Raw genomic sequence first — 26,473 nt, 5'->3', positions numbered from 1 at the left:
CTCTGCCGGGGGCGGCCGTTGGGGGCGCGGGGAACTGCGCGAGCAACCACCCACCGGGCTGGGGCCGACGACGCACCGTTACCCGCCGGGACGGTTGCCGGGGGCGGCGGCTTGCGGTTGTACCGCCGCCTCTGCCGGGGGCGGCCGTTGGGGGCGCGGGGAACTGCGCGAGCAACCGTCCACCGGGCTGGGGTCGACGACGCACCGGCTCCCGTCGGGACGGCTGTCGCGTGCGGCGGCGCGCGGACGCGGGGAACTGCGCGAGCAACTACCCACCGGGCTGAAGCCAACAACGCACCGTTCCCCCAAGAACCGCCGTCACCCGCCCCAGCCCGGCAAGGGCCCCAGTGGACCGGGTCCGGGAGCCACCGAGGGACGATTGGCCCTTCCGATGGCGTCGGCGAAGCGGTCCAATGGAGGGCGACAACCCGCCACCCCAACCGCGTCGAGTGAGGTCCCGTGTCGAGCACGCCCGCAAGCAGCACCCCCGCCACCCCGGAGACCGGCACCGCCCGGGTCAAGCGCGGCATGGCCGAGCAGCTCAAGGGCGGGGTGATCATGGACGTCGTCACCCCCGAGCAGGCCAGGATCGCCGAGGACGCCGGCGCGGTGGCCGTCATGGCCCTGGAGCGTGTGCCCGCCGACATCCGCAGGGACGGCGGCGTCGCCCGCATGTCGGACCCCGACATGATCGACGGCATCATCGAGGCGGTCTCCATCCCGGTGATGGCCAAGTCCAGGATCGGCCACCTCGTCGAGGCCCAGGTGCTCCAGGCGCTGGGCGTCGACTACATCGACGAGTCCGAGGTGCTGACCCCGGCCGACGAGGTGAACCACACCGACAAGTGGTCGTTCACCACCCCGTTCGTCTGTGGCGCCACCAACCTGGGCGAGGCGCTGCGCCGCATCGCCGAGGGCGCGGCCATGGTCCGTTCCAAGGGCGAGGCCGGCACGGGGAACGTCGTCGAGGCCGTGCGCCACATGCGCCAGATCAGGGGCGAGATCGGCAGGCTGCGCGCCCTGGACAACCACGAGCTGTACGCCGCCGCCAAGGAGCTGCGCGCCCCCTACGAGCTGGTCCGCGAGGTCGCGGAGGCCGGCCGGCTGCCGGTCGTGCTCTTCTCCGCCGGCGGCGTGGCCACCCCGGCCGACGCCGCGCTGATGCGGCAGCTGGGCGCCGAGGGCGTCTTCGTGGGCTCCGGCATCTTCAAGTCGGGGGACCCCGCCAAGCGCGCCGCCGCCGTCGTGAAGGCGACCACGTTCTACGACGACCCGAAGGTGGTCGCCGACGTCTCGCGCGGCCTGGGCGAGGCCATGGTCGGCATCAACCTGGACACCCTGCCCGACGGCGAGCGGTACGCCTCCCGTGGCTGGTGACACCCTCCCCGGCGGCCCCGGCGGCCCCGGCGGCCCCGGCGGCCCTGGCGGCCCCGGCGACACCGGTCACGGGGCCGGGGCGCCCGAGGTCGGCGTGCTCGCCCTCCAGGGCGACGTGCGCGAGCATCTCGCGGCGCTGCGCGCGGCCGGGGCCTTGCCCCGGCCGGTGCGCCGGCCCGAGGAGCTGGGCGGCGTCGCCGGACTGGTGATCCCCGGCGGCGAGTCGACCACGATCTCCAAGCTGGCCACCGCCTTCGGCCTGCTGGAGCCGCTGCGCGCGCGGGTCGCCGAGGGGCTGCCGGTCTACGGCTCCTGCGCGGGGATGATCATGCTCGCCGACAAGATCCTCGACCCCAGGTCGGGCCAGGAGACGGTCGGCGGGATCGACATGATCGTCCGGCGGAACGCCTTCGGCCGGCAGAACGAGTCCTTCGAGGCGGCCGTCGAGATGGCGGGGGTGGCGGGCGGACCGGTGCACGGCGTCTTCATCCGCGCCCCGTGGGTGGAGTCCGTCGGCGCCGGCGCCGAGACGCTCGCCGCCCACGACGGGCACCCGGTCGCCGTGCGCCAGGGGAACCTGCTGGCGACCGCGTTCCACCCGGAGTTGACGGGCGACCACCGGGTGCACGGGCTGTTCGTCGCGATGGTGCGCGCGGCCGGCGGGTGAGCTGCCGGTAGGATCGCTGGGCACTGACGCACGGGAAACATCTGGCGACATCGAAGGAGCAGCGCTGTGTCCGGCCACTCCAAGTGGGCAACCACCAAGCACAAGAAGGCCGTGATCGATGCCAAGCGCGGCAAGCTGTTCGCCAAGCTGATCAAGAACATCGAGGTCGCGGCCCGCACTGGCGGCGGCGACCCGGACGGCAACCCCACGCTCTTCGACGCCATCCAGAAGGCGAAGAAGAGTTCCGTTCCCAACACCAACATCGACCGCGCGATGAAGCGGGGAGCGGGCCTGGAGGCCGGCGGCGCCGACTACCAGACGATCATGTACGAGGGCTACGGCCCCAACGGCGTCGCGGTACTCATCGAGTGCCTGACGGACAACCGCAACCGCGCCGCCTCCGACGTGCGCGTGGCGATGACCCGCAACGGCGGCTCGATGGCCGACCCGGGTTCCGTCTCCTACCTCTTCCACCGCAAGGGCGTGGTGATCGTCCCCAGGGGCGAGCTGTCCGAGGACGACGTGCTCACCGCGGTGCTGGAGGCCGGCGCCGAGGAGGTCAACGACCTGGGCGAGTCCTACGAGGTGGTCAGCGAGGCGGGCGACCTGGTGGCGGTCCGCACCGCGCTCCAGGAAGCGGACATCGACTACGACTCGGCGGAGGCCAGCTTCGTCCCCACCATGCAGGTGGAGTTGGACGAGGACGGCGCCCGCAAGATCTTCCGGCTGATCGACGCGCTGGAGGACAGCGACGACGTGCAGAACGTCTTCGCCAACTTCGACGTCGCCGACGACGTGATGGCCAGGGTCGACGCCTGACCTCGCGCCCGTCCCCCGGCCGGGGCGCGCCCCGTCGACCGGACGTCGACGCCCACCGGACGCCGCCGCGGCCCGGCCGTCGGGCCCGTCCCGGTCCGCACGCCGCCGGCCGGCCCGCCACGCCGGTCCCCGCGCGTGCGACGCCCGTTGTCAGTGGTCGCCGGTAGCCTGCCAGGCGGCCGGTCGAGGGATCGGGTGAGGGGTCGAGCCATGAGGAGATCCGGTGCGGGTGCTGGGAGTTGACCCGGGGCTGACCCGCTGCGGGGTGGGCGTGGTGGAGGGCGTGGTCGGCCGTCCGCCGACGATGCTCGGGGTGGGCGTGGTCCGCACCCCGGCGGAGCTGGACGTGGCCGAGCGGCTGGTGCTGATCGAGCGCGGCCTGGAGGAGTGGCTCGACGCCCACCGGCCCGAGTCCGTCGCCGTGGAGCGGGTCTTCAGCCAGCACAACGTGCGCACCGTGATGGGCACCGCGCAGGCCAGCGCGGTCGCCATGCTCTGCGCCGCCCGGCGCGGGCTGCCGGTCGCGCTGCACACCCCGAGCGAGGTCAAGGCCGCCGTCACCGGCAGCGGCCAGGCGGACAAGGCGCAGGTGGGCGCCATGGTCACCCGGCTGCTGCGGCTGTCGGCCCCTCCTCGCCCGGCGGACGCCGCCGACGCCCTGGCCCTCGCGATCTGCCATATCTGGCGCTCCCCGGCCCAGCGGCGCTTCGCCGCCGCGCGGGCTCGCGCCGCCGGCCGCCCGTCCACCGCCGTCACCCCGCCGAAGGGCAGCGCCCACACATGATCGCCTTTGTCTCGGGTCCCGTCGCCGCCGTCGCGCCCGACCACGCCGTGGTCGAGGTCGGCGGCGTGGGCATGACCGTCCAGTGCACCCCCGGCACCCTCGCCGGGCTGCGGGTCGGCGAGCCCGCCAGGCTGGCCACCGCGCTGGTGGTCAGGGAGGACTCCCTCACCCTCTACGGCTTCGCCGACGACGACGAGCGCCAGGTCTTCACGCTGCTCCAGACGGCCAGCGGCGTCGGACCGCGGCTCGCGCAGGCGATGTTGGCGGTGCACTCGCCCGACGCGCTGCGGCTGGCCGTCTCCACCGGGGACGAGAAGGCGCTGACGGCCGTCCCCGGCATCGGGAAGAAGGGCGCGCAGAAGCTCCTGCTGGAGCTGAAGGACCGGCTGGGCGCCCCCGTTCACACCGGTGCGCCCCTCCCCGCGGCGCGCGCCGCCGCCCCCGCCGGCTGGAGCGAGCAACTGCACGAGGCTCTCGTGGGGTTGGGCTACCAGCCGCGCGAGGCGGAGCGCGCCGTCGAGGCGGTGCGCCCCGAGGCCGAGGCAAAGCTCGCCGAGGGCGGCACGCCAGCCGTCCCCACGCTGTTGCGCACCGCGCTCCAGTCGCTCAACCGCGCCCGCTGACACCGCGGTTCGCGCCCGTTCCCCACCAGCCAGCCGCAGCACCCAGGAGGATGCCCACGTGAGCCCGGACGACGACGGCGTGCCCGGTGGCGCCGACCGGCTGGTCGGCGCGGTGGCCGACGGCGAGGACCTGGCCGTCGAGGCCGCGCTGCGCCCCAGGGACCTGCACGAGTTCATCGGCCAGAGCCGGGTCCGCGAGCAGCTCGACCTGGTGCTGGCCGCCGCGCGCGCCAGGGGCGGCACCGCCGACCACGTGCTGCTCTCCGGGTCACCCGGGCTCGGCAAGACCACCCTTTCGATGATCATCGCCGCCGAGATGGCGGCCCCCATCCGCATCACCTCGGGTCCCGCCATCCAGCACGCGGGTGATCTGGCGTCGATCCTCTCCTCGTTGACCGAGGGCGAGGTGCTCTTCCTGGACGAGATCCACCGGATGTCCAGGCCCGCCGAGGAGATGCTGTACATGGCGATGGAGGACTTCCGGGTCGACGTCATCGTCGGCAAGGGCCCGGGCGCCACCGCCATCCCGCTGGAGCTGCCGCCATTCACCCTGGTCGGCGCCACCACCAGGGCCGGGCTGCTGCCACCGCCGCTGCGCGACAGGTTCGGCTTCACCGGGCACATGGAGTTCTACGAGCCGGCGGAGCTGGAGCGGGTGGTGCACCGTTCCGCCGGGCTGCTGGCCGTGGAGGTCAGCGCCGAGGGCGCCGCCGAGATCGCCTCCCGCTCCCGGGGCACCCCCCGCATCGCCAACCGCCTGCTGCGCAGGGTCAGGGACTACGCGCAGGTCAGGGCGGACGGCGTGGTCAACAGGGAGGTGGCGGCCCGCGCCCTGGAGGTCTACGAGGTGGACGCGCGGGGCCTGGACCGGCTGGACCGGGCGGTGCTCCACGCCCTGCTGGACCTCTTCGGCGGCGGTCCGGTCGGACTGTCCACGCTCGCGGTGGCCGTGGGGGAGGAGCGGGAGACCGTCGAGGAGGTGGCCGAGCCGTTCCTGGTCCGGGAGGGCCTGCTGGCCCGCACCCCCAGGGGCCGCGTCGCCACCCCGGCGGCCTGGCGCCACCTGGGCCGCACGCCCCCGGAGCCGGCCGCCGGCGGACAAGGGGGACTGTTCGGGACGTGATGCCGCCTCGCGCCCGGCGAATCACACCGCGTGGAACTTCGATAGCATCCAGGACGTTGTTCCCCCGGCGAAGCCTCGCTTAGACTCCGCCGATGCCATCCGCCCCCAGGACGGCACCCTGACCCCCGACATCCCGGCCGTCTCAGCGGCCGAACAAAGGAAACTCCTCCGCCGTGGATATCGCGTTTCTCTTCCCCTTCATCCTGCTCATCGGCGTCATGTTCCTGATGACGCGCTCCGCGAAGAACCGTCAGCGCCAGGCGCTGGAGATGCGGGACTCGATGGAGCCCGGCTCGGGCGTCCGGACCATCGGCGGCATGTACGCCGAGGTCAAGGAGGTCCGTGAGGACACGGTGCTGCTGGAGGTGGCCCCCGGGGTGCAAGCCATCTACGCGAAGAACGCGATCGGCGCGGTGCTGGACCCCGAGGAGTTCGAGCGGATCATCGACGGCGACCTTCCCGAGGACGAGGAGGACGGCGTGGTCGTTCCCGACGACGCGTCCTCGCTGACCTCGGACGACGAGGGGAAGCCGGTCGGGCTGGAGAAGTCCGACCGCGAGGACACCGAGCGCGCGGACGACGAGCGGGAGGACGGGGACCGGGCGGACGAGGAAGCGACCGCCGAGTCCGAGGACGCGACCTCCCGCCGGCGTGACGAGGGCGAGGGCGGCGGCTCCAAGGCGTGAAGGCGACGGCACCGGCCGTCCGTCAGTCATCCCGCTGAGCCTCGCCGCGAGCAGCGGGCGCGCGGGTCTTTGGACAGGAAGAAGACGACAAGGTGGCGACACCGAAGAAGGACCTCAGGTCCTCACGAAAGCGGGATGTGAAGTCCCGGGGCCAGGGCAACCCGGGACGGGCGCTGGCGTTGATCCTGCTGATGGTGATCGCGCTCACCGCGGGGATGTTCGCGTCGGGATACACCACCCCCCGGCTCGGCATCGACCTCGCCGGCGGCACCAGCATCACGCTGACCGCCCGCCCCGACGCGGACGACGCGGACGCGGTCAACCCGACCAACCTGAACACGGCGGTCTCGATCATCGAGCGCCGGGTCAACGGTCTGGGTGTCCAGGAGGCCGAGGTCCAGACCCAGGGCGACGAGAACATCATCGTCAACATCCCCAAGGGCACGGACGAGCAGGCCGCCCGCGAGCAGGTCGGCACCACCGCCCAGCTCGGCTTCCGCCCGGTGCTCAGCGTCGGGGCCGCCACCCCGCCGGCCGAGGAGGGCGCCGAGGACGGCAGCGGTGAGGAGGGTGCCGAGGACGGCGAGGAGCAGCCGGGCGACGAGCCGACGGACGAGCCCACGGACGGCGAGGAGCCGACCGACGAGCCGACCGACGAGGCCACCGACGACTCCACCGAGAACCAGTCGGCCCCCGCCCCCGAGGCCCGCGACGACGCCGGCGGCCTCTCGCCCGCCTCCTACCGCACCGACGAGGGCGACGAGGAGCAGTCGAGCGACGAGCCGGCCGACGACGCCACCGACGAGCCGACGGAGGAGCCCTCCGAGGAGCAGCAGGAAGGCGAGGAGGGGACCGGGGACGAGCAGGACCCGGCCGCCGACGCCGCCGCGCTCCAGGCCCAGCTCGCCGCGCTGGACTGCACCACCGAGGGGGCCAGGCTGGACGCCAGCCGGGCCGCCTCCGAGGCCAAGGACGAGGAGACGGTCGTCGCCTGCGACGCCGACGGCACCGCCAAGTACGCCCTCGGCCCGGTCGCCGTTCCCGGCACCGACGTCAAGGACGCCAGCGCCATATACGACACCCAGCGCGGCCAGGGCTGGATCGTGCAGATGGAGTTCACCGGCGCCGGCACCGGCAAGTTCGCCGACATCACGCAGCAGCTCTCCAGCCAGCCCCAGCCGCAGAACCAGTTCGCCATCGCGCTGGACGGCGAGGTCGTCTCCGCCCCCAGCGTCTCCGAGCGCCTCGGCGGCGGTCGTGCCGAGATCTCCGGCACCTTCGACCAGGAGTCGTCCGAGGAGCTGGCCAACATCCTCAAGTACGGCGCGCTGCCCCTGAGTTTCGAGGAGTCGTCGGTCTCGACCGTCTCCCCGATGCTCGGCGGCGAGCAGCTGCGCGCCAGCCTGATCGCCGGCGGCATCGGGCTCGCGCTGGTCGTGCTCTACATGCTGGTCTACTACCGCGGGCTGGCCGTGCTCGCCATCGTCAGCCTGCTGGTCTCGGCGGCGATGACCTACTCGATCATGGCCCTGCTCGGCCCGGCGATCGGCTTCGCGCTCAACCTGCCGGCCGTCTGCGGCGCCATCGTCGCGATCGGCATCACGGCGGACTCCTTCATCGTCTACTTCGAACGGATAAGGGACGAGATCCGCGAGGGCCGCTCGCTGCGCCCCGCGGTCGAGCGGGCCTGGCCGCGCGCCCGACGCACCATCCTCGTCTCCGACTTCGTCTCCTTCCTCGCCGCCGCGGTCCTCTTCGTGGTCACCGTCGGCAAGGTGCAGGGCTTCGCGTTCACCCTCGGGCTGACCACGGCCCTGGACGTGGTCGTGGTGTTCCTCTTCACCAAGCCGCTGATGACGCTGGTGGCCCGCCGGAAGTTCTTCTACGGCGGTCACCCGTGGTCCGGCCTCGACCCCAAGAGGCTGGGGGCGCCCCCGCCGCTGCGGCGCGGTCGCCGGCCCGCGCCCGTCGTTCCCTCCGACCCGAAGGAGGCCTGAGATGTCACGGCTCGGTGATCTCGGCGCCCGGCTCTACCGCGGCGACGTCAGCCTCGACATCGTCGGCGCGCGGAAGCTCTGGTACACGGTCTCCGTCCTCATCACGGTCCTCGCCTTCGCCGCGCTGCTGGTGCGAGGGCTGCACATGGGCGTCGAGTTCGAGGGCGGCGCGGTGTACACCACCCCGCCGAACAACGCCTCGGTCGAGGACGTCAGGGACGTCGCCGAGGAGACCTCGGGCAGTGCCGCCCTGGTCCAGACCCTGGGCGACGACGGCACGATGCGCATCCAGGTCAGCGGCCTGGACACGGAGACCTCCAACGAGACCAGGGAGGCCCTCGCCTCCGAGCTGGGCATCCCCACGGAGGAGCTGAACGCGGAAGTGATCGGCCCCAGTTGGGGCAAGCAGATCGCCAACCGCGCCTGGCAGGGCCTGGCGGTCTTCATGGTGCTGGTCGTGGTCTACCTGGCCATCGCCTTCGAGTGGCGCATGGCGCTGGCCGCGTTGATCGCCCTGATCCACGACCTGACGATCACCGTGGGCGTCTACGCCCTGGTGGGCTTCGAGGTCACCCCGGGCACGGTGATCGGTCTGCTGACGATCCTCGGGTACTCGCTGTACGACACGGTGGTGGTCTTCGACGGCCTGAAGGAGACCACGCGCAACGTCACCCGGCAGTCCCGCTACACCTACTCCGAGCTGGCCAACCGCAGCCTCAACAGCACGCTGGTGCGGTCGATCAACACCTCGGTGGTGGCGCTGCTCCCGGTCGCCGGGCTGCTCTTCATCGGCGGCGGCGTGCTGGGCGGCGGGATGCTCAACGACATCGCGCTGTCGATCTTCGTCGGCCTCGCCGCCGGCGCCTACTCCTCGATCATGATCGCCACCCCGCTGGTGGCCGACTTCAAGTCGCGTGACCGGGAGATCGCCGCCAACGACCGCCGCGTGCTCAACAAGCGCGCCAAGCGGGCCGAGGCCGGTGAGTCCGGCGAGGACGAGGACGGGGACGACGAGCCGGGCGCCGAGCGGCGGGCCGGAGCCGACACCGCGGACGACCCGGACGACGAGCGGGACGAGACGGCGGGCGTCGGCGCCGGCGGCGAGCGTCGGGGGCCCCGGCGCCAGCCGGTCTCCCGTGGCCGCGGCCGTGGGCGCCCCTCCGGCAAGCGGCGGTGACCGTGTCCACGCACGACGAGCTGGCCGAGCTGCTCGGCTCCCGGGTGCGGGACATCCCCGACCACCCGAAGCCGGGGATCGTCTTCAAGGACATCACCCCGCTCCTCGCCGATCCGGTGGCCTTCGGTGCGCTGACCGAGGCGCTCGCCGCCACGGCAGGACGGCTGGGCGCCACCAAGGTCGTCGGCCTGGAGGCCAGGGGCTTCATCCTCGGCGCCCCGGTCGCGCTGGCCGCCGGCATCGGGTTCGTCCCGGTCCGCAAGGCCGGCAAGCTCCCGGGCGCCACGCTGTCCCAGTCGTACGACCTGGAGTACGGCAGCGCCGAGATCGAGATCCACGCCGAGGACCTCACCGCCGACGACCGGGTGCTGATCGTCGACGACGTGCTCGCCACCGGCGGCACAGCGGAGGCCGCGATCGGCCTGGTGCGCCGCACCCCGGCGCGCCTGGTGGGGCTGGCGGTCCTGATGGAGCTGGGATTCCTTCCGGGCGGCACGCGCGTGCGCGACGCCCTGGGCGAGGTCCCCTACCAGGCGCTCCTCACCGTCTGATTCCAGCCGTTCACACGGGGGCGCCCGCCGGGAAGGCGGGCGCCCCCGCCTGTGTGCCGGTTGAACGGGAACGCTTCGCCCGGGCTCGTTACCATGGCAGTCCGATCGTTCCTCGGCCGGACTCTTCTCCGAGCCCAAGCTGTCCGAAAAGGCCCGGAGGACCGTTCTCCCCGCCGACGCCGGCGTCGATGCCGGCACCGACGGGGGGCCGCACAAGGAGTGCCCTTGCCCGACGACGCCCAGCCGCTCACCTCGACGCAGCGGAAGAACAGCAAGCCGGCCACCGCCCTCAGGCGCGAAGGCGGCGGCGAGGGCCGCGCACAGCCCCCCGCGGCCCAGGGCGCCACCCCCGCGGTCTCCGGGGTCTCCGGCCGCTCGGGCTCGTCGAACCGCGTCCGCGCCCGGCTCGCCCGGCTCGGCGTCCAGCGCTCCACGCCCTACAACCCGGTGCTCGAACCGCTGCTGCGGGTCGTCCGGGCCAACGACCCCAAGGCCGACACCGCGGCGCTGCGCACCATAGAGCGCGCCTTCCAGGTCGCCGAGCGCTGGCACCGGGGGCAGAAGCGCAAGAGCGGGGACCCGTACATCACCCACCCGCTGGCCGTCACCACCATCCTCGCCGAGCTGGGCATGGACTCGGCGACGCTGATGGCCGGGCTGCTGCACGACACGGTGGAGGACACCGAGTACGGCCTGGAGACCCTGCGCCGCGACTTCGGCGACCAGGTCGCGCTGCTGGTGGACGGCGTCACCAAGCTGGACAAGGTCAAGTTCGGCGAGGCCGCGCAGGCCGAGACGGTCCGCAAGATGGTGGTCGCCATGGCCAAGGACCCCCGGGTCCTGGTCATCAAGCTCGCCGACCGGCTCCACAACATGCGCACCATGCGCTTCCTCAAGCGCGAGAAGCAGGAGCAGAAGGCCCGCGAGACGCTGGAGATCTACGCGCCGCTGGCCCACCGGCTCGGGATGAACACGATCAAGTGGGAGCTGGAGGACCTGGCGTTCGCCATCCTCTACCCCAAGATGTACGACGAGATCGTGCGCCTCGTGGCCGAGCGCGCGCCCAAGCGCGACGAGTATCTGGCCACGGTGATCGACGAGGTCCAGTCCGACCTGCGCGGCGCCCGGATCAAGGCGACCGTGACCGGGCGGCCCAAGCACTACTACAGCGTCTACCAGAAGATGATCGTGCGCGGTCGCGACTTCGCCGAGATCTACGACCTGGTGGGCATCCGCGTCCTGGTCGACACCGTCCGCGACTGCTACGCGGCGCTCGGCACCGTCCACGCCCGGTGGAACCCGGTGCCGGGGCGGTTCAAGGACTACATCGCGATGCCCAAGTTCAACATGTACCAGTCGCTGCACACCACGGTCATAGGACCGGGCGGCAAGCCCGTCGAGTTGCAGATCCGCACCTTCGACATGCACCGGCGCGCCGAGTTCGGCATCGCGGCGCACTGGAAGTACAAGCAGCAGGCCGTCGCCGGCTCCTCCAAGGTCCGCACCGAGGGCGCCAAGCGCTCCGGTGACAAGAACGGCGCGGTCAACGACATGGCCTGGCTGCGGCAGTTGCTCGACTGGCAGAAGGAGACGGAGGACCCCGGGGAGTTCCTGGAGTCGCTGCGCTTCGACCTCTCGCGCAACGAGGTCTTCGTCTTCACGCCCACCGGTGACGTGATCGCCCTGCCCGCCGGCGCGACGCCCGTCGACTTCGCCTACGCCGTGCACACCGAGGTCGGCCACCGCACGATAGGGGCCAAGGTCAACGGGCGGCTGGTGCCGCTGGAGTCCACCCTCGACAACGGCGACACCGTGGAGATCTTCACCTCCAAGGCGGACGGCGCCGGGCCCTCGCGGGACTGGCTGGGCTTCGTCAAGTCGCCCCGGGCGCGCAACAAGATCCGCGGCTGGTTCTCCAAGGAGCGCAGGGACGAGGCGATCGAGCAGGGCAAGGACCTCATCGCCCGCGCGATGCGCAAGCAGAACCTGCCGATCCAGAGCGTCCTCACCGGCGACTCGCTGGTCACCCTCGCCCACGAGATGCGCTACCCCGACATCTCCTCGCTGTACGCCGCGATCGGTGAGGGACACGTCTCGGCCCAGAGCGTGGTCCAGAAACTGGTCCAGGCGGTCGGCGGTGAGGAGGCGGCCAGCGAGGACCTCGCCGAGACCGCGTCCCCCGTCCCCTCCGGAGCCAGGCGGCGCTCCACAGCCGACCCCGGCGTGGTGGTCAAGGGCGTCGACGACGTCTGGGTCAAGCTGGCCCGCTGCTGCACGCCGGTCCCCGGCGACCCCATCATCGGCTTCGTCACCCGGGGCAACGGGGTCTCCGTGCACCGTGCGGACTGCGTCAACGTGGACTCGCTCTCCAGGGAACCGGAACGCATCCTGGAGGTCGAGTGGGCGCCCACCCAGTCCTCCGTCTTCCTGGTCGCCATCCAGGTCGAGGCGCTGGACCGCTCGCGGCTGCTCTCGGACGTCACACGGGTCCTCTCCGACCAGCACGTCAACATCCTGTCGGCGGCCGTGCAGACGTCCCGGGACCGGGTGGCGACCTCGCGGTTCACGTTCGAGATGGGCGACCCCAAGCACCTGGGCCACGTGCTGCGCGCGGTCCGCAGGGTCGAGGGCGTCTACGACGTCTACCGGGTGACCTCCCGCCGCCCGTGAACGGAAGGGGCCGCGATCGACAACCCCCGGTCAGCCCGGGGTAGTTGTCGACCGCGGCCCCTTTTCTCAGCCGCTCAGCAACTCAGCCGCTCAGCCGCCGAACTCCTGAAGGCCCTTGAGCGCCTGGTCGAGCAGCGCCTGCCGGCCGGCCAGCTCCTGCTCCAGCTTCTCGGCCTTCGCCGTGTTCCCCGCGGCCCTGGCCTTGCCCGCCTGCTCACGCAGCCGGTCCACCGCGTCCTGCAACTGCCCGGTCAGCCCCGCCGCCCTGGCACGCGCCTCCGGGTTGGTGCGGCGCCACTCGGCCTCCTCGACCTCGCGCACGGCCCGCTCGACGGCGCCCATCCGGCCCTCGATGCCGGCCCTGGCGTCCCGGGGCACGTGCCCGACGGCCTCCCAGCGTTCACCGATGGACCGCAGGGCGGCCTTGGCGGCCTTCAGGTCGGTGATCGGCAGCAGCTTCTCCGCCTCGGCGGCCAGCTCCTCCTTGCGGGTCAGGTTCTCCCGCTGCTCGGCGTCGCGCTCCTCGAAGACCGCGCTCCTGGCCTGGAAGAACACGTCCTGCGCCGCGCGGAACCTGGCCCACAGCTCCTCCTCGGCGTCCCGGTGCGCACGCCCGGCCGCCTTCCACTCCCGCATCAGCTCCCGGTAGCGGGAGGCCGTCGGCCCCCAGTCCGTCGAGCCGGAGAGCGCCTCGGCCTCGCCGATCAGCTTCTCCTTGCGGCGCCTGGTCTCCTCCCGCTGCGCGTCCAGCGCGGCGAAGTGCGACTTCCGCCGCTTGGAGAACGCGGAGCGGGCGTGCGAGAAGCGGTGCCACAGCTCGTCGTCGGTCTTGCGGTCCAGCCGCGGCAGCCCCTTCCAGGTGTCGACCAGCGCGCGCAGCCGCTCGCCCGCCGGGCGCCACTGGTCGCTGCCGGCCAGCTCCTCGGCCTCGGTGACCAGCGCCTCCTTGGCCTCCCGCGCCTCCTCCGACTGCCGCGCCCTGGCCGCCTTGCGTTCCTCACGACGCGAGTCGACCGAGGCCACCAGCGCGTCGAGGCGCTTGACCAGCGCCGCCAGATCGCCCACCGCGTTGCCCTCGTCGACCTGCGCGCGCAGGCTCTCGATGGCGGAGCTCGCGTCCTTGGCGGAGAGGTCGGTGGTCTTCACGCGCCGTTCCAACAGCCCGATCTCGACCACCATGCGCTCGTACTTCCGCTCGAAGTAGGCGAGTGCCTCCTCGGGAGAGCCCGCCTGCCAGGAGCCGACGACCTTCTCCCCGTCGGGTGTCCGCACGTAGACGGTCCCCGACTCATCCACACGGCCCCACGGCTCGCTGCTCACAGCGCCTCCTCTTTGATGCACGACGGGGTCAACACCCCCGGCATCGTCCACAGTTCTCACCGGCCCAGACCCGGGCTGCCGGGCCCGCGCCCCCAAGCGCCTGACCCCGCACAGGCCCAAACATAGGCGACAGCCCGCCCGGCTGTCCGCACCTTGCCGGGCGGAAATTGCCGCTGGCCGGGGGCGCGTGGGTCAGGCCGCGGGCTCCACCGTCGCCTCGTCGATCACGACCGTGGCGTTCGGCGCGGTGTTCCCGCTGGTCGGGTCCGGCGCCGTGGCGCCGGCCTCGGCGATCTTCTCCAGCACGTCGAGCCCGCCCGTCACCTCGCCGAACGGCGTGTAGTTCGGGGGGAGTTCACTGTCCTGGTAGACCAGGAAGAACTGGCTGCCGCCGGTGTCGGGTCCGCTGTTGGCCATCGCCACCGTGCCGGCCGGGTAGACGCCCTCGCCGACCTCGGGCGCGTCCAGGTTCTCGTCCGGCAGCTCGTAGCCGGGACCGCCCTGGCCGGTGCCGGTCGGGTCGCCGCACTGCAGCACGTAGATGCCCTCGGTGGTCAACCGGTGGCAGGGGGTGTGGTCGAAGAAGCCCTCGCCGGCGAGGAAGTCGAACGAGTTGACCGTGCGCGGCGCGGCCTCCGGGTCCAGCGTCAGCTGGATGTCGCCGCAGGTGGTGGCCAACGTCATCAGCTGCTCGGCGCCGGTGTCCACCGTCAGCTCCGGCTCCTCGTCCCACTGGTCGCCGGACGGCTCGCCCGCGGCGGGTTCGGCGCAGGGGTCCTCCACCTCGGGCGCCTCCTCGGTGGGCCCGTCGCTCGGCGAGGAGGCCGCGTCCGAGGGGGAGTCGTCGTCGCCCCCCAGCCACAGCGCCAGCCCGGTGGCACCGCCGGCGACCACCACGACGCCGACCACGGCGGCGACCACCCGGTACCTGCGCCCGCGCCTGGCCCGTTCCGCCCGGCGCCGCTGCTGGCGTTCGTACTTGGCCCGTGCGAGCTCCTTGCGCCGCCGCTCCTTGCTGGACACCGCGCTCTCCCTTGTTCAGAAGTCACTCAGACTTGTTCAGAGACTTGTTCAGAAGCCATCTCGAAAGACGCCTTCGGCGTAAAGAACCCGCCGAACGCGCGCACCCCGCGCCAGGCGTCACCGTATACGGGTTCGCCCGTCGCGCACCGCCGCCGGTAGGCTTCGGGCGCATCCGCCCGACGACCCATCGAGAGGGCCACCCTTGCTCATCGCAGGCTTCCCCTCAGGCGCCTGGGGAACCAACTGCTATCTGGTCGCCCCCGCCGCCGGCGAGGAGTGCGTGATCATCGACCCGGGGCACCGCGCGGCGCCCGGCGTCGAGGAGACCATCGCCCGCCACCGGCTGAAGCCGACGGCGGTGATCCTCACCCACGGACACCTCGACCACGTGGCCTCCGTCATCCCGGTCTGCGGCGCCCACGACGTGCCGGCGTGGATCCACCCCGACGACCGCTACATGCTCGGCGACCCGGAGAAGGCGCTCGGCGCGACCATCGGGCAGCCGCTGCTGGGGGAGTTGACCGTCGGCGAGCCCGACGACCTGCGGGAGCTGACCGACGGCGCCACGCTCTCGCTCGCCGGCCTGGACTTCACGGTGGCGCACGCGCCGGGCCACACGCCGGGCTCGGTGACCTTCGAGACCCCCGAACGGGCCGACGTGCCCCCGGTGTTCTTCTCCGGCGACCTGCTCTTCGCCGGCGCCATCGGGCGCACGGACCTGCCGGGGGGCGACTCCGAGGCGATCATGCGCTCGCTGGCCCGCGTCTGCCTGCCGCTGGACGACTCCACCGTGGTGCTGGCCGGGCACGGCCAGCAGACCACCATCGGCAGGGAGCGCGCGGCCAACCCGTTCCTCCGCCAGGCCGCCGCCGGGCTCGCCCGGCCCGACACGGAGGCGCCGCCCCGCAGGGGGCTGTGACCGGAAGCGTGCCGTTCCCTACCGGGCGCGCCGCGGGCGCACTCCGGGCGTTCGCGGGTCAACCTCACGCCTCGGCGTTCCTCCGCGGAGGCGAATTCGGTGACCGTCCGTCCCAGGGCGCATCACGGGGCGTACCGGGGCGGAAGTGGCCTCCGCGGCCCGGGACTTTGACGGCGCCCTTACGCCGGGCCCGGTTGACTGGTACAGAATGGTGGGCCCCTGGCCAGGCAGCGCGGACGACGGAGCGGATAGGCGACATGGCAGCAGACTCGGCGGTGGACGAGGTGCGCGCGGACGAGGATCCCGCGCGGAGCGAAGGGGACGGCGGCGAGGGACCCGTCGGCGCGGGGCGCGCGTTCGCCCTGACGCTGGTGGTCGCCGGCTTCGCCGGCCTGCTGGCCGCCTGGGTCATCACGCTCGACAAGTTCCATCTGCTGGAAGACCCCGACTTCACCCCGGCGTGCAGCTTCAACCCGGTGGTCTCCTGCGGCTCGATCATGGAGAGCGACCAGGCCGAGGTCTTCGGCTTCCCCAACCCGATGCTGGGGATGGTCACCTACGGCATGGTCATCGCCATCGGCATGGGGCTGCTGGCCGGCGCGCGGTACCGGCGCTGGTTCTGGCTCGGCCTCCAGGCCGGCACGCTCTTCGGCGTCGCCTTCTGCACCTGGCTGATGTACCAGTCGCTCTACGAGATCAACGCGCTGTGCCTGTGGTGCTGCCTCGCCTGGGTCGCCACCATCGTGATGTTCTGGTACACGACCTGGTTCAACGTGCGTCAGGGCTTCCTGCCCGCGCCGCGCGGCGTGCGGAGCGTGCTGGAGGAGTTCCACTGGCTCTTCCCGACGGTGCACGTCGGCGTGATCGGGATGCTGATCCTGACGCGCTGGTGGGACTTCTGGACCAGCTGACCCGCGGCCTTCCGGGTCCCGGCCGTCCGGCCTCGGCCGTTGTCGGTGCCGTGGCTTAGGGTCGGGAGACGTGGAGCACGATCTGTTCACCGCCGCCGCCGAGGACCGCGCCGAGCGGGTCCCCGCGGCCCGCCCGTTGGCCGTGCGGATGCGTCCCAGGGGCCTGGACGAGGTGCTGGGGCAGCACCATCTGCTGCGCCCCGGCTCGCCGTTGCGCCGCCTGGTCGGCGAGGGCGGGGGCGGTCCCGCGGGACCCTCCTCCGTCATCCTCTGGGGCCCCCCGGGGACGGGGAAGACGACGCTGGCGTACGTCGTCAGCCAGGCCACGGAGAAGCGCTTCGTCGAGCTGTCGGCGATCACCGCGGGGGTCAAGGAGGTCCGCGCCGTCATCGACGGCGCGCGGCGCAGCTCGGGCGGCTTCGGCAAGGAGACGGTGCTCTTCCTCGACGAGATCCACCGCTTCAGCAAGGCGCAGCAGGACTCGCTGCTGCCCGCCGTGGAGAACCGCTGGGTCACGCTGATCGCCGCCACCACGGAGAACCCCTACTTCTCGGTGATCTCCCCGCTGCTCTCCCGCTCGCTGCTGCTGACGCTGGAGCCGCTGACCGAGGACGACCTGCGGGGGCTGCTGCGCCGCGCGGTCGCCGACGAGCGGGGGTTGGGCGGGGCGGTGACGCTGCCGGAGGAGACGGAGGCGCACCTGCTGCGGATCGCCGGCGGGGACGCGCGCCGGGCGCTGACCGCGCTGGAGGCGGGGGCGGGTGCGGCGCTTTCGGAGGGCGAGTCCGAGATCGCGCTCACCACGCTGGAGGCCGCGGTGGACCGGGCGGCCGTCGCCTACGACCGGGACGGTGACCAGCACTACGACGTGGCCAGCGCGTTGATCAAGTCCATCAGGGGCTCGGACGTGGACGCCGCGCTGCACTACCTGGCGCGGATGATCGAGGCGGGGGAGGACCCGAGGTTCATCGCCCGCCGACTGATGATCTCGGCCAGCGAGGACATCGGCATGGCCGACCCGACGGCGCTGACCACGGCGGTGGCCGCCGCGCAGGCCGTGGCGTTGATCGGCTTCCCCGAGGCGGCGATCACGCTGAGTCAGGCGACCATCGCGCTGGCCCTGGCCCCCAAGTCCAACGCGGCGGTGGTCGCCATCGGCGCGGCCCAGGCGGACGTGCGCGCCGGCCTGGCCGGCCCGGTTCCCGCGCACCTGCGGGACAGCCACTACAAGGGCGCCCAGAAGCTCGGCCACGGTGCGGAGTACCAGTACCCGCACGACCTGCCGGGCGGCATCGCCGCCCAGCAGTACGCTCCGGACGCGGTGGACGGCAAGCGGTACTACCAACCCACCCGCCACGGAGCGGAGGCCCGCTACGCGGACGTTCTGGAGCGGGTGCGCGAGCGTCTCTCCGACCGCTGAGGCGCTGAGGCGCTGGGGCGCTTGCCGCGCGGTGGTGGCGGCGGTCGGTGCTGGTGTCGTGGTCGTCTTTCCCCCGTCGTGGACGCACCGCGCAGTTCCCCGCGCCCCCAGGCCCCCTGCGGGGGGCTTGGCGTGGTGCTGTGGTCGTTTTTCCCGCGGGCCGGGCGCGGTCGACAACTCACCGCGCCATGCGGCTCCGTGGTCGTCTGCGGCTCGTCGTGGGTGCACCGCGCAGTTCCCCGCGCCCCTGTGGGGGTGCCTGTCGTGCTGGTTCGTTGCCGCGTGTTGGTGGCGGCGGTCGGGTGCTTGGGGGCGCGGGGAACTGCGCGGGTGGCCGGGTGTGTGTCGCGGTCGACGACTCACCGCGCCACGCGGCTCCGTGGTCGTCCCCAACCCGCCCGGAGGGCTACCCCGCGGATTCGAAGAGCCAGCGCATGGCGCGGCGCAACTGGCCCAGGTCCGTGACCGGTTCGGCGAAGTCGAAGCGTGCGTCGAAGCAGCGTTCCGCGGCGCGGCAGCGCAGCCGGAGGCCGAAGCGGTCCAGGCTGAGCGGGGCGACGCTCAGCCCGGCGTCGCGGGGGGCGTCCGGCGCCGCGTCGCCCAGCAGGCGGCAGAGCGAGCCGAGTTGGTCCTGGTGGCTGGCCGCCAGGTGTTGCAGCAGCTCCGCCTCGTGGCGGGCCAGCGGGTCGGCGGTGGCCTCGGCGAACTCGTCCGGCTCCACCGGCTCCTGGCCCCACAGGTCGTCGACATACGCCTCGCCGGGCTCCAGCCGCAGCAGTGTCCACGCGGCCCCCGGCGTCGGCCCGGCCGGATGGGCCCTGGCCAGTAGCCGGCGGCAGGCGCCGCTCTCCTCGGCCGGCACCGCCGTCAGCCAGCCGGCGACCCACGCCTTCCCTCTGATGCGCTGGGGCACCGAAACCGGCGCGACGTCTGTGATTTCCATCACGGCGGTCATCTCGTCGTGTTGGGCGTGTACCGCCGTCCGGCCTGCCAGGGAGTCCGCCGGCACCAGCAGAAGGACGTCCCCGCGTGGGGTGACGGCCCGGGCCTCCGGCACACTGGGGACTGGATTGTCGAAGGTGTCCCGCTCAGCGCCCGGAATGGTGAGGGTGGCCGACGCGTTCGACTCCACCAGGGTGCGCACCCGCTCGGCGGCCGTCGGCTGTCGGGCATCCTCCGTGGGACGCGGCTGGCCCGTCTCCCGGCTCCGGTTTCCGGTGTCGGGCAGGGGACTCCCAGGTCGAATCATGCGCGCTCCTCAGCTAAGGTAAGGCTCACCTAACTTACTACGGAGGTTCGTTCCACGTGAACCAGTCGCGTCCCAAGGTCAAGAAGTCGCGCGCACTCGGCATCGCGCTCACCCCGAAGGCGGTCAAGTACTTCGAGAAGCGCCCCTACCCGCCGGGTGAGCACGGCCGTGGGCGCAAGCAGAACAGCGACTACAAGGTCCGGCTGCTGGAGAAGCAGCGCCTGCGCGCCCAGTACGACATCAGCGAGCGCCAGATGGTGCGCGCCTACGACCGCGCCCGCAAGGTCACCGGCAAGGCCGGCGAAGCGCTGATCGTCGAGTTGGAGCGGCGGCTGGACGCCCTCGTGCTCCGCTCGGGCCTGGCGCGCACGATCTACCAGGCCCGCCAGATGGTCGTCCACGGCCACATCGCCGTCAACGACCGCAAGGTCGACAAGCCCTCCTTCCGGGTGAGGCCCGACGACGTGATCAGCGTGCGCGAGCGCAGCCGCGACAAGCACCCCTTCCAGGTGGCGCGCGAGGGCGGCTACGCGGGCGAGGGCGAGACCCCGCGCTACCTCCAGGTGAACCTGCCGGCGTTGGCGTTCCGCCTGGACCGCAACCCGAACCGCGGGGAGATCCCGGTCATCTGCGACGAGCAGCTCGTCGTCGAGTACTACGCCGGCCGCTGACGCCGTTCGGCGGGCGCGCACGACGGGCCGCGTTCCACGGGACGCACGGCCCCCGCGCTCACTGCGGCGCCGCCCGCCGCTCCGCCCCCGGCGGAGGCGGCGGGCCGGCCAGCACCGGCCGCGGGGCGGCCGACGCGCCGCCCCGCACCCGCAGCGCCCTGGCCACGGCGGCATCCGTGTCCAACCGCTCGCCCTCCCGCAGGCACTCGCGGAAGCGCGTCTTGCCCAGCAGCTCGGCCACCTGCTCGGCGCTGCGCGCGTGCGGGTCGTTGAAGTACTCCGACCCGAAGAGCGGCATCCCCACCGAGCGCCACAGCCGCGCCGCCGCCCCCTGGAGCACGGCCGCCTCGGCCGCGTCCCCCTCGCTGGCGGTGATCCCGGCCAGCAGCTCCAGCGCGAAGACCGTGCCCACCAGGTCGCGGAACGCGTAGTTGACCGGCAGCGACTCCTCCAGGATCCGTCGCGCCCCCGCCGTGTCGCCGTCCGACCAGGCGGCGAACCCCAGGACGTGCAGCGCGTAGGAGCGCGCCCACTGCTCGCCGTGCTCCTCGCAGACGTCGCGCACCTCCTCGCAGAGCGCCGCCGCGCCCGCGATGTCGCCCTGGAAGGCCATCGCCATGGACAGCTTCACGCGCCCTATCAGCACGTTGCTGTTGAGCTCGCCGATCTCCTCGTAGCGCTCCATCGCCGCGCGCAGCAGCGACTCCGCCTCGCCCGCCTCGTCGTTGATCAGCGCCAACGCCCCGCTGTGGTGCAGCGAGTAGGCCAGGGCGCGCGCGTCGCCCGTGCGTTCCGCCGCCTGGCGGCACTCGTTCAGCGCGGTCAGGGCCGCGACCGTGTCGCCCTGGAGCACCGCCACGTATCCGACCGCCCACAGCGCGCGCAGCCTGGTCTCCTCGTGGTCGGTGCCCAGCGCCAGCGCCCGGTCCAACCAGTGCCGGCCCTCGGCCAGCCGGCCGCACGCCACCCAGCAGAACCAGAGCGTCGCCGCCAGATACAGCCCGAACCTGCCGTCCTCGTCCTCCTCCATCGCGTACTCGAACGCGGCCCGCAGATTGGGGAGTTCGTCGTGGACCCGGCGCGCGACCTCGGACTGGCGCGGGCTGAACCACTCCAGTTCGCACCAGGTGACCAGTCCGGTGCACCAGTCGCGGTGGCGGCGGCGCAGCCGGTCGGTGTCGCCGGTGGCGCCCAACCAGTCCGCCCCGTAGGCGCGGACGGTGTCGAGTATCCGGTAGCGCACCCCGGAGGGCGCCTCCTCCCGGCTGACCACCGACTGGGCCACCAGCTCGGTGAGCACGTCGAGCACCTCGTCGGCCGGCAGGTCGGGCCCCGAGCAGACGTACTCGGCGGCGTCCAGGTCGAAGTGGCCGGCGAAGACCGAGAGTCGGGCCCACAGCAGCCGCTGCTGCGGGGTGCACAGCTCGTGGCTCCAGCCCATCGCCGTGCGCAGCGTCTGGTGCTGCGGCGGCGCCCCCGCGCCGCCGCCGACCAGCAGCCGGAAGCGGTCGTCCAGTCGTTGCAGCGTCTGCTCCAGCGACAGGGTGCGCAGCCGGCCGGCCGCCAGTTCCAGCGCCAACGGGATGCCGTCCAGCCGGTGGCAGAGCTCGGCCACCACCCGCCGGTTCTCCGGGGTGATGGTGAAGCCGGGCAGCACGGCCGCCGCCCGGTCGGCGAAGAGCCAGGCCGCCTCGCCGAGGGGCACCCGCGCCGCCTCCGGGCAGGTCGGCACCGGCGCGGTCATCGGCGCCAACGGGTAGAGCCGCTCGCCGACGATGCCCAACGGCCGCCGCCCGGTGGCCAGCACCCGCAGCCCCGGCACCCGGCGCAGCAGCTCGTGCGCCAGCGCCGCCGACGGCTCGACCAGGTGCTCCACCCCGTCCAGCACCAGCAACATCCGCCGTCCGGCGAGCTGTTCGAGGAGCACGGTCAACGGTGGCCGGCCCGACTGGTCGGTCACGCCGAGCGCCTCGACCACGGCGTGCTCCAGCAGTTCGGGATCGCGCAGCCCCGCGAGCTCCACCAGCCACACGCCATCGCAGAAGCGTTCCTGCAGAATGCGCGCGGCCTGGAGCGCGCACCGCGACTTCCCCACACCGCCGACGCCGGTGACGGTGACCAGCCGCTCCTCGGCCAGCGCGGCCGTGAGCGCGCTGACTTCGGCGCTGCGCCCGATGAACCTCGTCAGCTCCGTCGGAAGGTTGCCCGGACGGCAGCCGTCCGGACGGGTCCCCCCGGCCGTCTCCCGAGCCGGAGGCTCGGACCCCTGAAAGCCTCGCATAAGACACGCAGGGTACGCGTAGGTAAGCAGAACGTACAATTGTCGCCGGTCCCTCTTGGCAGACGCGAAGGAATGCGGTACGAGCCCGCGCGGGGAGCGCGATAGGGTCGGGACCTGCCGTCGAGCGGGGAGAACGGTGGGGAGGAGAATGCCCTCCCGGCCGGTTCCGGCCGGCCGACCGTCGACCCCGAGGCGGCGAAACTACCCATCCGAGGGAAGCGGTGCGTTCGTGTCCGGTGGCGAAGTGGCCGGCCTGCTGGTGGCTGTCTTCTGGGCGATCCTGGTCTCGTTCCTGGCCGTGGTGCTGTACCGGTTGGCCCGGACGCTGCGGGCGGCGACCGAGCTGGTCAGCTCGCTCACCGAACGCGTCGTGCCGCTGCTGGGCGAGGCGTCCCGCACGGTGCGCAGCGCCCAGTCGCAGCTGGAGCGGGTCGACGACATCACCGCCGACGTGCGCGATGTCGCCGCCAACGCCTCGGCGTTGTCCACCACGGTGGCCAGCACCTTCGGCGGGCCGCTCGTGAAGGTCGCGGCCTTCGGGTACGGGGTGCGTCGCGCGTTGGGCCGCAGAGCGGCGCCCGAGCCGCCACCCCGGGGCGTGCCCGCGCCCCGCCGTCGTCAGGGAAGGACCGACCGCCGATGATCCGCCGCGCGTTCTGGTTCACCACCGGTGCCGCCGCCGGTGTGTGGGCCACCACCAGGGTCCAGCGCAAGCTGCGCGCCCTGGCACCCGACAGCCTCGCGCTGCGCGCCGCCGACCGCGCCGTCGCCGGCGGGAAGCGCCTGCGGCTCTTCGCCGGCGACGTGAGGGCGGGCATGGTCGAGCGCGAGGACCAACTCAACGACGCGCTCGGCCTGTCGACGCCCCCGGACGGCGCACGCGTGCTGCCCCGCGAGGCGGCCTACGACGAACTGCCCGCCGCCGCGCCCGCGCGGCCCCGCGTGGTCCGCGCCGCCCGCACCGAACGAACCATCCGACCGAACGCACCGAAGCGACTGACGGGAAATGAGGACCACTGATGGAGTCGGCTGAAATCCGCCGCCGCTGGCTCAGCTTCTTCGAGGAGCGCGGGCACACCGTGGTGCCCTCGGCGTCGCTGATCGCGGACGACCCGACGCTGCTGCTGGTCCCCGCAGGGATGGTGCCGTTCAAACCGTTCTTCCTCGGCCAGGCCACCCCGCCCTACGAGCGGGCCGTGAGCGTCCAGAAGTGCGTGCGCACCCCGGACATCGAGGAGGTCGGCAAGACCACCCGCCACGGCACGTTCTTCCAGATGTGCGGGAACTTCTCCTTCGGGGACTACTTCAAGGAGCGGGCCATCACCCTGGCCTGGGAGCTGATGACCACCTCCCAGGACGAGGGCGGCTACGGCCTGGACCCCGAGCGGCTGTGGGTGACCGTCTACGAGGAGGACGACGAGGCCTACCGCATCTGGACCGAGGGCGTGGGCGTCCCCGCCGAGCGGGTGCAACGCCTCGGCAAGGGGCCGAACTTCTGGGACATGGGCGTGCCGGGCCCCTGCGGCCCCTGCTCGGAGATCAACTACGACCGGGGCCCCGCCTTCGGCCCCGAGGGCGGCCCCGAGGTCAACGACGAGCGCTATGTCGAGCTGTGGAACCTGGTGTTCATGCAGTACGAGCGCGGTCCCGGCGGCGGCAAGGACTACCCGATCATCGGTGACCTGCCCTCGCAGAACATCGACACCGGGCTCGGCCTGGAGCGCCTGGCGATGGTCCTCCAGGACGTCCACAACATGTTCGAGACCGACACCCTGCGCGTCGTCATCGACAAGGCCGCCGCCCTCACCGACGTGCGCTACGGCGCCGCCGACGAGAGCGACGTCGCCCTGCGCGTGGTCGCCGACCACATGCGCACCTCGGTGATGCTCATCGGCGACGGCGTCACCCCGGGCAACGAGGGCCGCGGCTACGTGCTGCGCCGGATCATGCGCCGCGCGATCCGCAACATGCGGCTGCTGGGCGCCGACGGGCCGGTCGTCGGCGAGCTGGTCGACACCGTCATCGGCATCATGGGCGAGCAGTACCCCGAGCTGCGCACCGAGCGCGGCCGGATCGAGACCGTGGCGCTGGCCGAGGAGGCCGCGTTCCTGAAGACCCTCAGGGCCGGCACCAACATCCTGGACACCGCGGTCAGCGAGGCCAAGGCCGCCGGCGGCAGCGTGCTCGGCGGCGACCAGGCGTTCCTGCTCCACGACACCTGGGGCTTCCCGATCGACCTCACCCTGGAGATGGCCGCCGAGCAGGGGCTGTCCGTGGACGAGAGCGGCTTCCGCCGGCTGATGAAGGAGCAGCGCGAGCGCGCCAAGGCCGACGCCAGGTCCAAGAAGCAGGGCCACGCCGACCTCACCGCCTACCGCGAGTTCGCCGACGCCGCCGGTCCCTCCGAGTTCATCGGGTACACCAGCGTCAGCGGCGAGTCGAACGTCGTCGGCCTGCTGGTCAACGCCGCCTCCGCGCCCGTCGCCGTGGAGGGCGACGAGGTCGAGGTGGTGCTCAGCCGCACCCCGTTCTACGCCGAGGGCGGCGGGCAGCTCGCCGACACCGGGCGGATCAGGACCGACAGCGGCGCCGTGGTCGAGGTGCGGGACGTGCAGCAGCCCGTGCCGGGAGTGATCTCGCACAAGGGCGTCGTGCTCGTCGGCGAGGTGGCGGTCGGCGCCTCCGTGGAGACCGAGATCGACGTCCAGCGCCGCCGCGCCATCGCCCGCGCCCACAGCGCCACCCACCTCACCCACCGCGCGCTGCGCGACGCCCTGGGCCCGACCGCCGCGCAGGCCGGCTCGGAGAACGCCCCCGGCCGGTTCCGCTTCGACTTCGGCTCGCCGACGGCCGTGCCCGGCTCCGTGCTGGCCGACGTCGAGCAGAAGATCAACGAGGTGCTGGGCCGCGAACTCGACGTCTCCGCCGAGGTGATGTCGATGGACGAGGCGAGGAAGCAGGGCGCCATCGCCGAGTTCGGCGAGAAGTACGGCGACCGCGTGCGGGTGGTCACCATCGGCGACTACTCCAAGGAGCTGTGCGGCGGCACCCACGTCCACAACACCTCCCAACTCGGCCTGGTCAAGCTGCTGGGCGAGTCCTCCATCGGCTCCGGGGTGCGCCGGGTCGAGGCGCTGGTCGGCGTCGACGCCTACCGCTTCCTCGCGCGCGAGCACACGGTGGTCGCCCAGCTGACCGAGCTGCTCAAGGGGCGGCCCGACGAGCTGCCGGAGCGGGTCTCCGGGATGCTGGGGCGGCTGAAGGACGCGGAGAAGGAGATCGAGCGGTTCCGCGCCGAGAAGGTCCTCCAGGCCGCGGGCGGTCTGGCCTCCGGCGCCCGCGACGTGCGCGGTGTCGCGCTGGCCAGCGGCCGGGTGCCCGACGGCACCACCGCCGACGACCTGCGCAGGCTGGTGCTCGACGTGCGCGGCCGGCTGGCCGGCGACCGCCCCGCCGTGGTGGCGCTGTTCACCGTGACCGGCGGGCGCCCGCTGACCGTGGTGGCCACCAACGAGGCGGCCAGGGAACGCGGTCTGAAGGCCGGTGACCTGGTCCGCACCGCCGCCAAGGCGCTGGGCGGCGGCGGTGGCGGCAAGCCCGACGTGGCGCAGGGCGGCGGCCAGAACCCGGACGCCGTGGACGAGGCGCTGGCCGCGGTGGAGCGCCAGGTCGCGGACGTCGCCTGATGCGACGCGGCAGGCGGCTGGCGGTCGACGTCGGCGACGCCAGGATCGGGGTCGCCTCCTGCGACCCCGACGGGCTGCTGGCGACGCCGGTGGAGACCGTCCCCGGGCGCGATCTGCCGGCCGCCAGGCGGCGTCTCGGACAGCTGGTCGCCGAGTACGAGCCGATCGAGGTCGTCGTCGGGCTCCCGCGTTCGCTCAACGGACGCGAGGGCCCGGCGGCCGGCCGAGTGCGCGCCTTCGCGGGGGAGTTGGCGCGCCAGGTGGCGCCCGTTCCCGTGCGGTTGGTCGACGAGCGGATGTCGACCGTGGCGGCGGCGCGCGACATGCGTGCCTCGGGTGTCTCGGCGAAGAAGGGACGCTCCCGCATCGACCAGGCGGCGGCGGTGGTGATCCTGCAGAGCGCGCTGGAAACGGAGCGCGGTGCGGGGCGACCGCCGGGGCAGTGCGTCGAAGTGGTTGTCTGATCGCGATACGGTAACGTTCCGCGCGACACGGCAGTTTGCTGCTTGGGGGGTACGG

Annotated in this window: 23 protein-coding genes; 19 read left to right on the top strand and 4 right to left on the bottom strand. The window is 72.8% G+C overall.

From position 1 onward, the window contains the following. Positions 1-459 precede the first annotated feature (459 nt). From pdxS to FH715_RS20875, 11 genes are all read left to right on the top strand, one after another. A complete protein-coding gene (pdxS, locus tag FH715_RS20925) occupies positions 460-1,377 on the top strand; it encodes a pyridoxal 5'-phosphate synthase lyase subunit PdxS (RefSeq protein WP_139647624.1) in 918 nt (305 codons plus the stop codon). Between the two features lie 94 nt (positions 1,378-1,471). Continuing rightward, positions 1,472-2,044 carry a pyridoxal 5'-phosphate synthase glutaminase subunit PdxT gene (pdxT, locus tag FH715_RS20920; protein WP_139647684.1) on the top strand — a complete coding sequence of 191 codons (573 nt, stop codon included), beginning with the start codon at positions 1,472-1,474 and terminating at the stop codon, positions 2,042-2,044. A 66-nt stretch (positions 2,045-2,110) separates the two neighbouring features. Beyond that, positions 2,111-2,863: a YebC/PmpR family DNA-binding transcriptional regulator gene (locus tag FH715_RS20915; RefSeq protein WP_139647622.1), complete on the top strand. Its 753-nt coding sequence runs from the start codon at positions 2,111-2,113 to the stop codon at positions 2,861-2,863. 223 nt (positions 2,864-3,086) lie between these two features. Continuing rightward, entirely contained in the window at positions 3,087-3,647 is a 561-nt protein-coding gene (gene ruvC / locus FH715_RS20910; protein ID WP_139647620.1) for a crossover junction endodeoxyribonuclease RuvC, read from the top strand. Beyond that, complete coding sequence (gene ruvA, locus FH715_RS20905; RefSeq protein WP_139647619.1) at positions 3,644-4,270, top strand: Holliday junction branch migration protein RuvA; 627 nt, start codon at positions 3,644-3,646, stop codon at positions 4,268-4,270. The genes ruvC and ruvA overlap by 4 nt, the downstream gene beginning before the upstream one ends. A gap of 58 nt (positions 4,271-4,328) precedes the next feature. Then, positions 4,329-5,393, top strand: coding sequence for a Holliday junction branch migration DNA helicase RuvB (gene ruvB, locus FH715_RS20900; protein WP_139647617.1), 1,065 nt, complete (start codon positions 4,329-4,331; stop codon positions 5,391-5,393). Between the two features lie 173 nt (positions 5,394-5,566). Then, positions 5,567-6,079: a preprotein translocase subunit YajC gene (gene yajC / locus FH715_RS20895; RefSeq protein ID WP_139647615.1), complete on the top strand. Its 513-nt coding sequence runs from the start codon at positions 5,567-5,569 to the stop codon at positions 6,077-6,079. A 92-nt stretch (positions 6,080-6,171) separates the two neighbouring features. Continuing rightward, positions 6,172-8,076: a protein translocase subunit SecD gene (secD, locus tag FH715_RS20890; RefSeq protein ID WP_425472759.1), complete on the top strand. Its 1,905-nt coding sequence runs from the start codon at positions 6,172-6,174 to the stop codon at positions 8,074-8,076. Position 8,077: 1 nt separating this feature from the next. Then, positions 8,078-9,253, top strand: a complete 1,176-nt coding sequence (gene secF, locus FH715_RS20885) for a protein translocase subunit SecF (protein WP_139647613.1) — start codon at positions 8,078-8,080, stop codon at positions 9,251-9,253. A gap of 2 nt (positions 9,254-9,255) precedes the next feature. Further along, complete coding sequence (locus FH715_RS20880) at positions 9,256-9,804, top strand: adenine phosphoribosyltransferase (RefSeq protein ID WP_139647611.1); 549 nt, start codon at positions 9,256-9,258, stop codon at positions 9,802-9,804. 225 nt (positions 9,805-10,029) lie between these two features. After that, entirely contained in the window at positions 10,030-12,474 is a 2,445-nt protein-coding gene (locus FH715_RS20875) for a RelA/SpoT family protein (RefSeq protein WP_139647609.1), read from the top strand. Positions 12,475-12,564: 90 nt separating this feature from the next. On the opposite strand, the gene FH715_RS20870 is transcribed toward FH715_RS20875, so the two are convergent. Both FH715_RS20870 and FH715_RS20865 read right to left on the bottom strand, forming a co-directional pair. Beyond that, entirely contained in the window at positions 12,565-13,794 is a 1,230-nt protein-coding gene (locus FH715_RS20870; RefSeq protein ID WP_139647607.1) for a DUF349 domain-containing protein, read from the bottom strand. A gap of 192 nt (positions 13,795-13,986) precedes the next feature. Next, complete coding sequence (locus FH715_RS20865) at positions 13,987-14,817, bottom strand: peptidylprolyl isomerase (RefSeq protein WP_139647605.1); 831 nt, start codon at positions 14,815-14,817, stop codon at positions 13,987-13,989. A 202-nt stretch (positions 14,818-15,019) separates the two neighbouring features. Between FH715_RS20865 and FH715_RS20860 the strand changes: the two genes are divergently transcribed. From FH715_RS20860 to FH715_RS20850, 3 genes are all read left to right on the top strand, one after another. Beyond that, positions 15,020-15,736: an MBL fold metallo-hydrolase gene (locus FH715_RS20860; protein ID WP_139647603.1), complete on the top strand. Its 717-nt coding sequence runs from the start codon at positions 15,020-15,022 to the stop codon at positions 15,734-15,736. A 257-nt stretch (positions 15,737-15,993) separates the two neighbouring features. Continuing rightward, on the top strand, positions 15,994-16,647 hold the full coding sequence (locus FH715_RS20855) for a vitamin K epoxide reductase family protein (protein WP_139647600.1): 654 nt from the start codon (positions 15,994-15,996) through the stop codon (positions 16,645-16,647). Positions 16,648-16,717: 70 nt separating this feature from the next. Then, positions 16,718-18,067: a replication-associated recombination protein A gene (locus FH715_RS20850; RefSeq protein WP_139647598.1), complete on the top strand. Its 1,350-nt coding sequence runs from the start codon at positions 16,718-16,720 to the stop codon at positions 18,065-18,067. Positions 18,068-18,473: 406 nt separating this feature from the next. Here the strand turns inward: FH715_RS20850 and FH715_RS20845 are convergent, their stop codons facing one another. Further along, on the bottom strand, positions 18,474-19,316 hold the full coding sequence (locus FH715_RS20845) for a DUF2470 domain-containing protein (RefSeq protein ID WP_211367724.1): 843 nt from the start codon (positions 19,314-19,316) through the stop codon (positions 18,474-18,476). A gap of 56 nt (positions 19,317-19,372) precedes the next feature. Here FH715_RS20845 and rpsD point away from each other — a divergent pair, with 56 nt between their 5' ends. After that, on the top strand, positions 19,373-19,987 hold the full coding sequence (gene rpsD / locus FH715_RS20840) for a 30S ribosomal protein S4 (protein ID WP_139647596.1): 615 nt from the start codon (positions 19,373-19,375) through the stop codon (positions 19,985-19,987). 58 nt (positions 19,988-20,045) lie between these two features. On the opposite strand, the gene FH715_RS20835 is transcribed toward rpsD, so the two are convergent. Then, positions 20,046-22,268 (bottom strand): ATP-binding protein, encoded by a 2,223-nt coding sequence (locus FH715_RS20835; RefSeq protein WP_139647594.1) that lies wholly within the window; start codon positions 22,266-22,268, stop codon positions 20,046-20,048. 229 nt (positions 22,269-22,497) lie between these two features. Here FH715_RS20835 and FH715_RS20830 point away from each other — a divergent pair, with 229 nt between their 5' ends. From FH715_RS20830 to ruvX, 4 genes are read left to right on the top strand one after another with little or no spacing between them, the layout of a single operon-like run. After that, positions 22,498-22,911 carry a DUF948 domain-containing protein gene (locus tag FH715_RS20830; RefSeq protein WP_139647593.1) on the top strand — a complete coding sequence of 138 codons (414 nt, stop codon included), beginning with the start codon at positions 22,498-22,500 and terminating at the stop codon, positions 22,909-22,911. Further along, the gene (locus FH715_RS20825) at positions 22,908-23,288 is read left to right on the top strand and encodes a DUF6167 family protein (protein ID WP_139647591.1); all 381 of its coding nucleotides are present in this window, start codon (positions 22,908-22,910) and stop codon (positions 23,286-23,288) included. Before FH715_RS20830 ends, FH715_RS20825 begins: the two co-directional genes overlap by 4 nt. Next, entirely contained in the window at positions 23,288-25,954 is a 2,667-nt protein-coding gene (gene alaS, locus FH715_RS20820) for an alanine--tRNA ligase (protein WP_139647589.1), read from the top strand. The genes FH715_RS20825 and alaS overlap by 1 nt, the downstream gene beginning before the upstream one ends. Further along, positions 25,954-26,418 (top strand): Holliday junction resolvase RuvX, encoded by a 465-nt coding sequence (ruvX, locus tag FH715_RS20815; protein WP_139647587.1) that lies wholly within the window; start codon positions 25,954-25,956, stop codon positions 26,416-26,418. Before alaS ends, ruvX begins: the two co-directional genes overlap by 1 nt. Positions 26,419-26,473: the final 55 nt, after the last annotated feature.

Source organism: Streptomyces sedi, assembly GCF_006335015.1.
Taxonomy (GTDB): Bacteria; Actinomycetota; Actinomycetes; order Streptomycetales; family Streptomycetaceae; genus Streptomyces; species Streptomyces sedi.
Note: the sequence above shows the minus strand (reverse complement) of the source record. Positions and strands in the feature narration are given on the sequence as shown.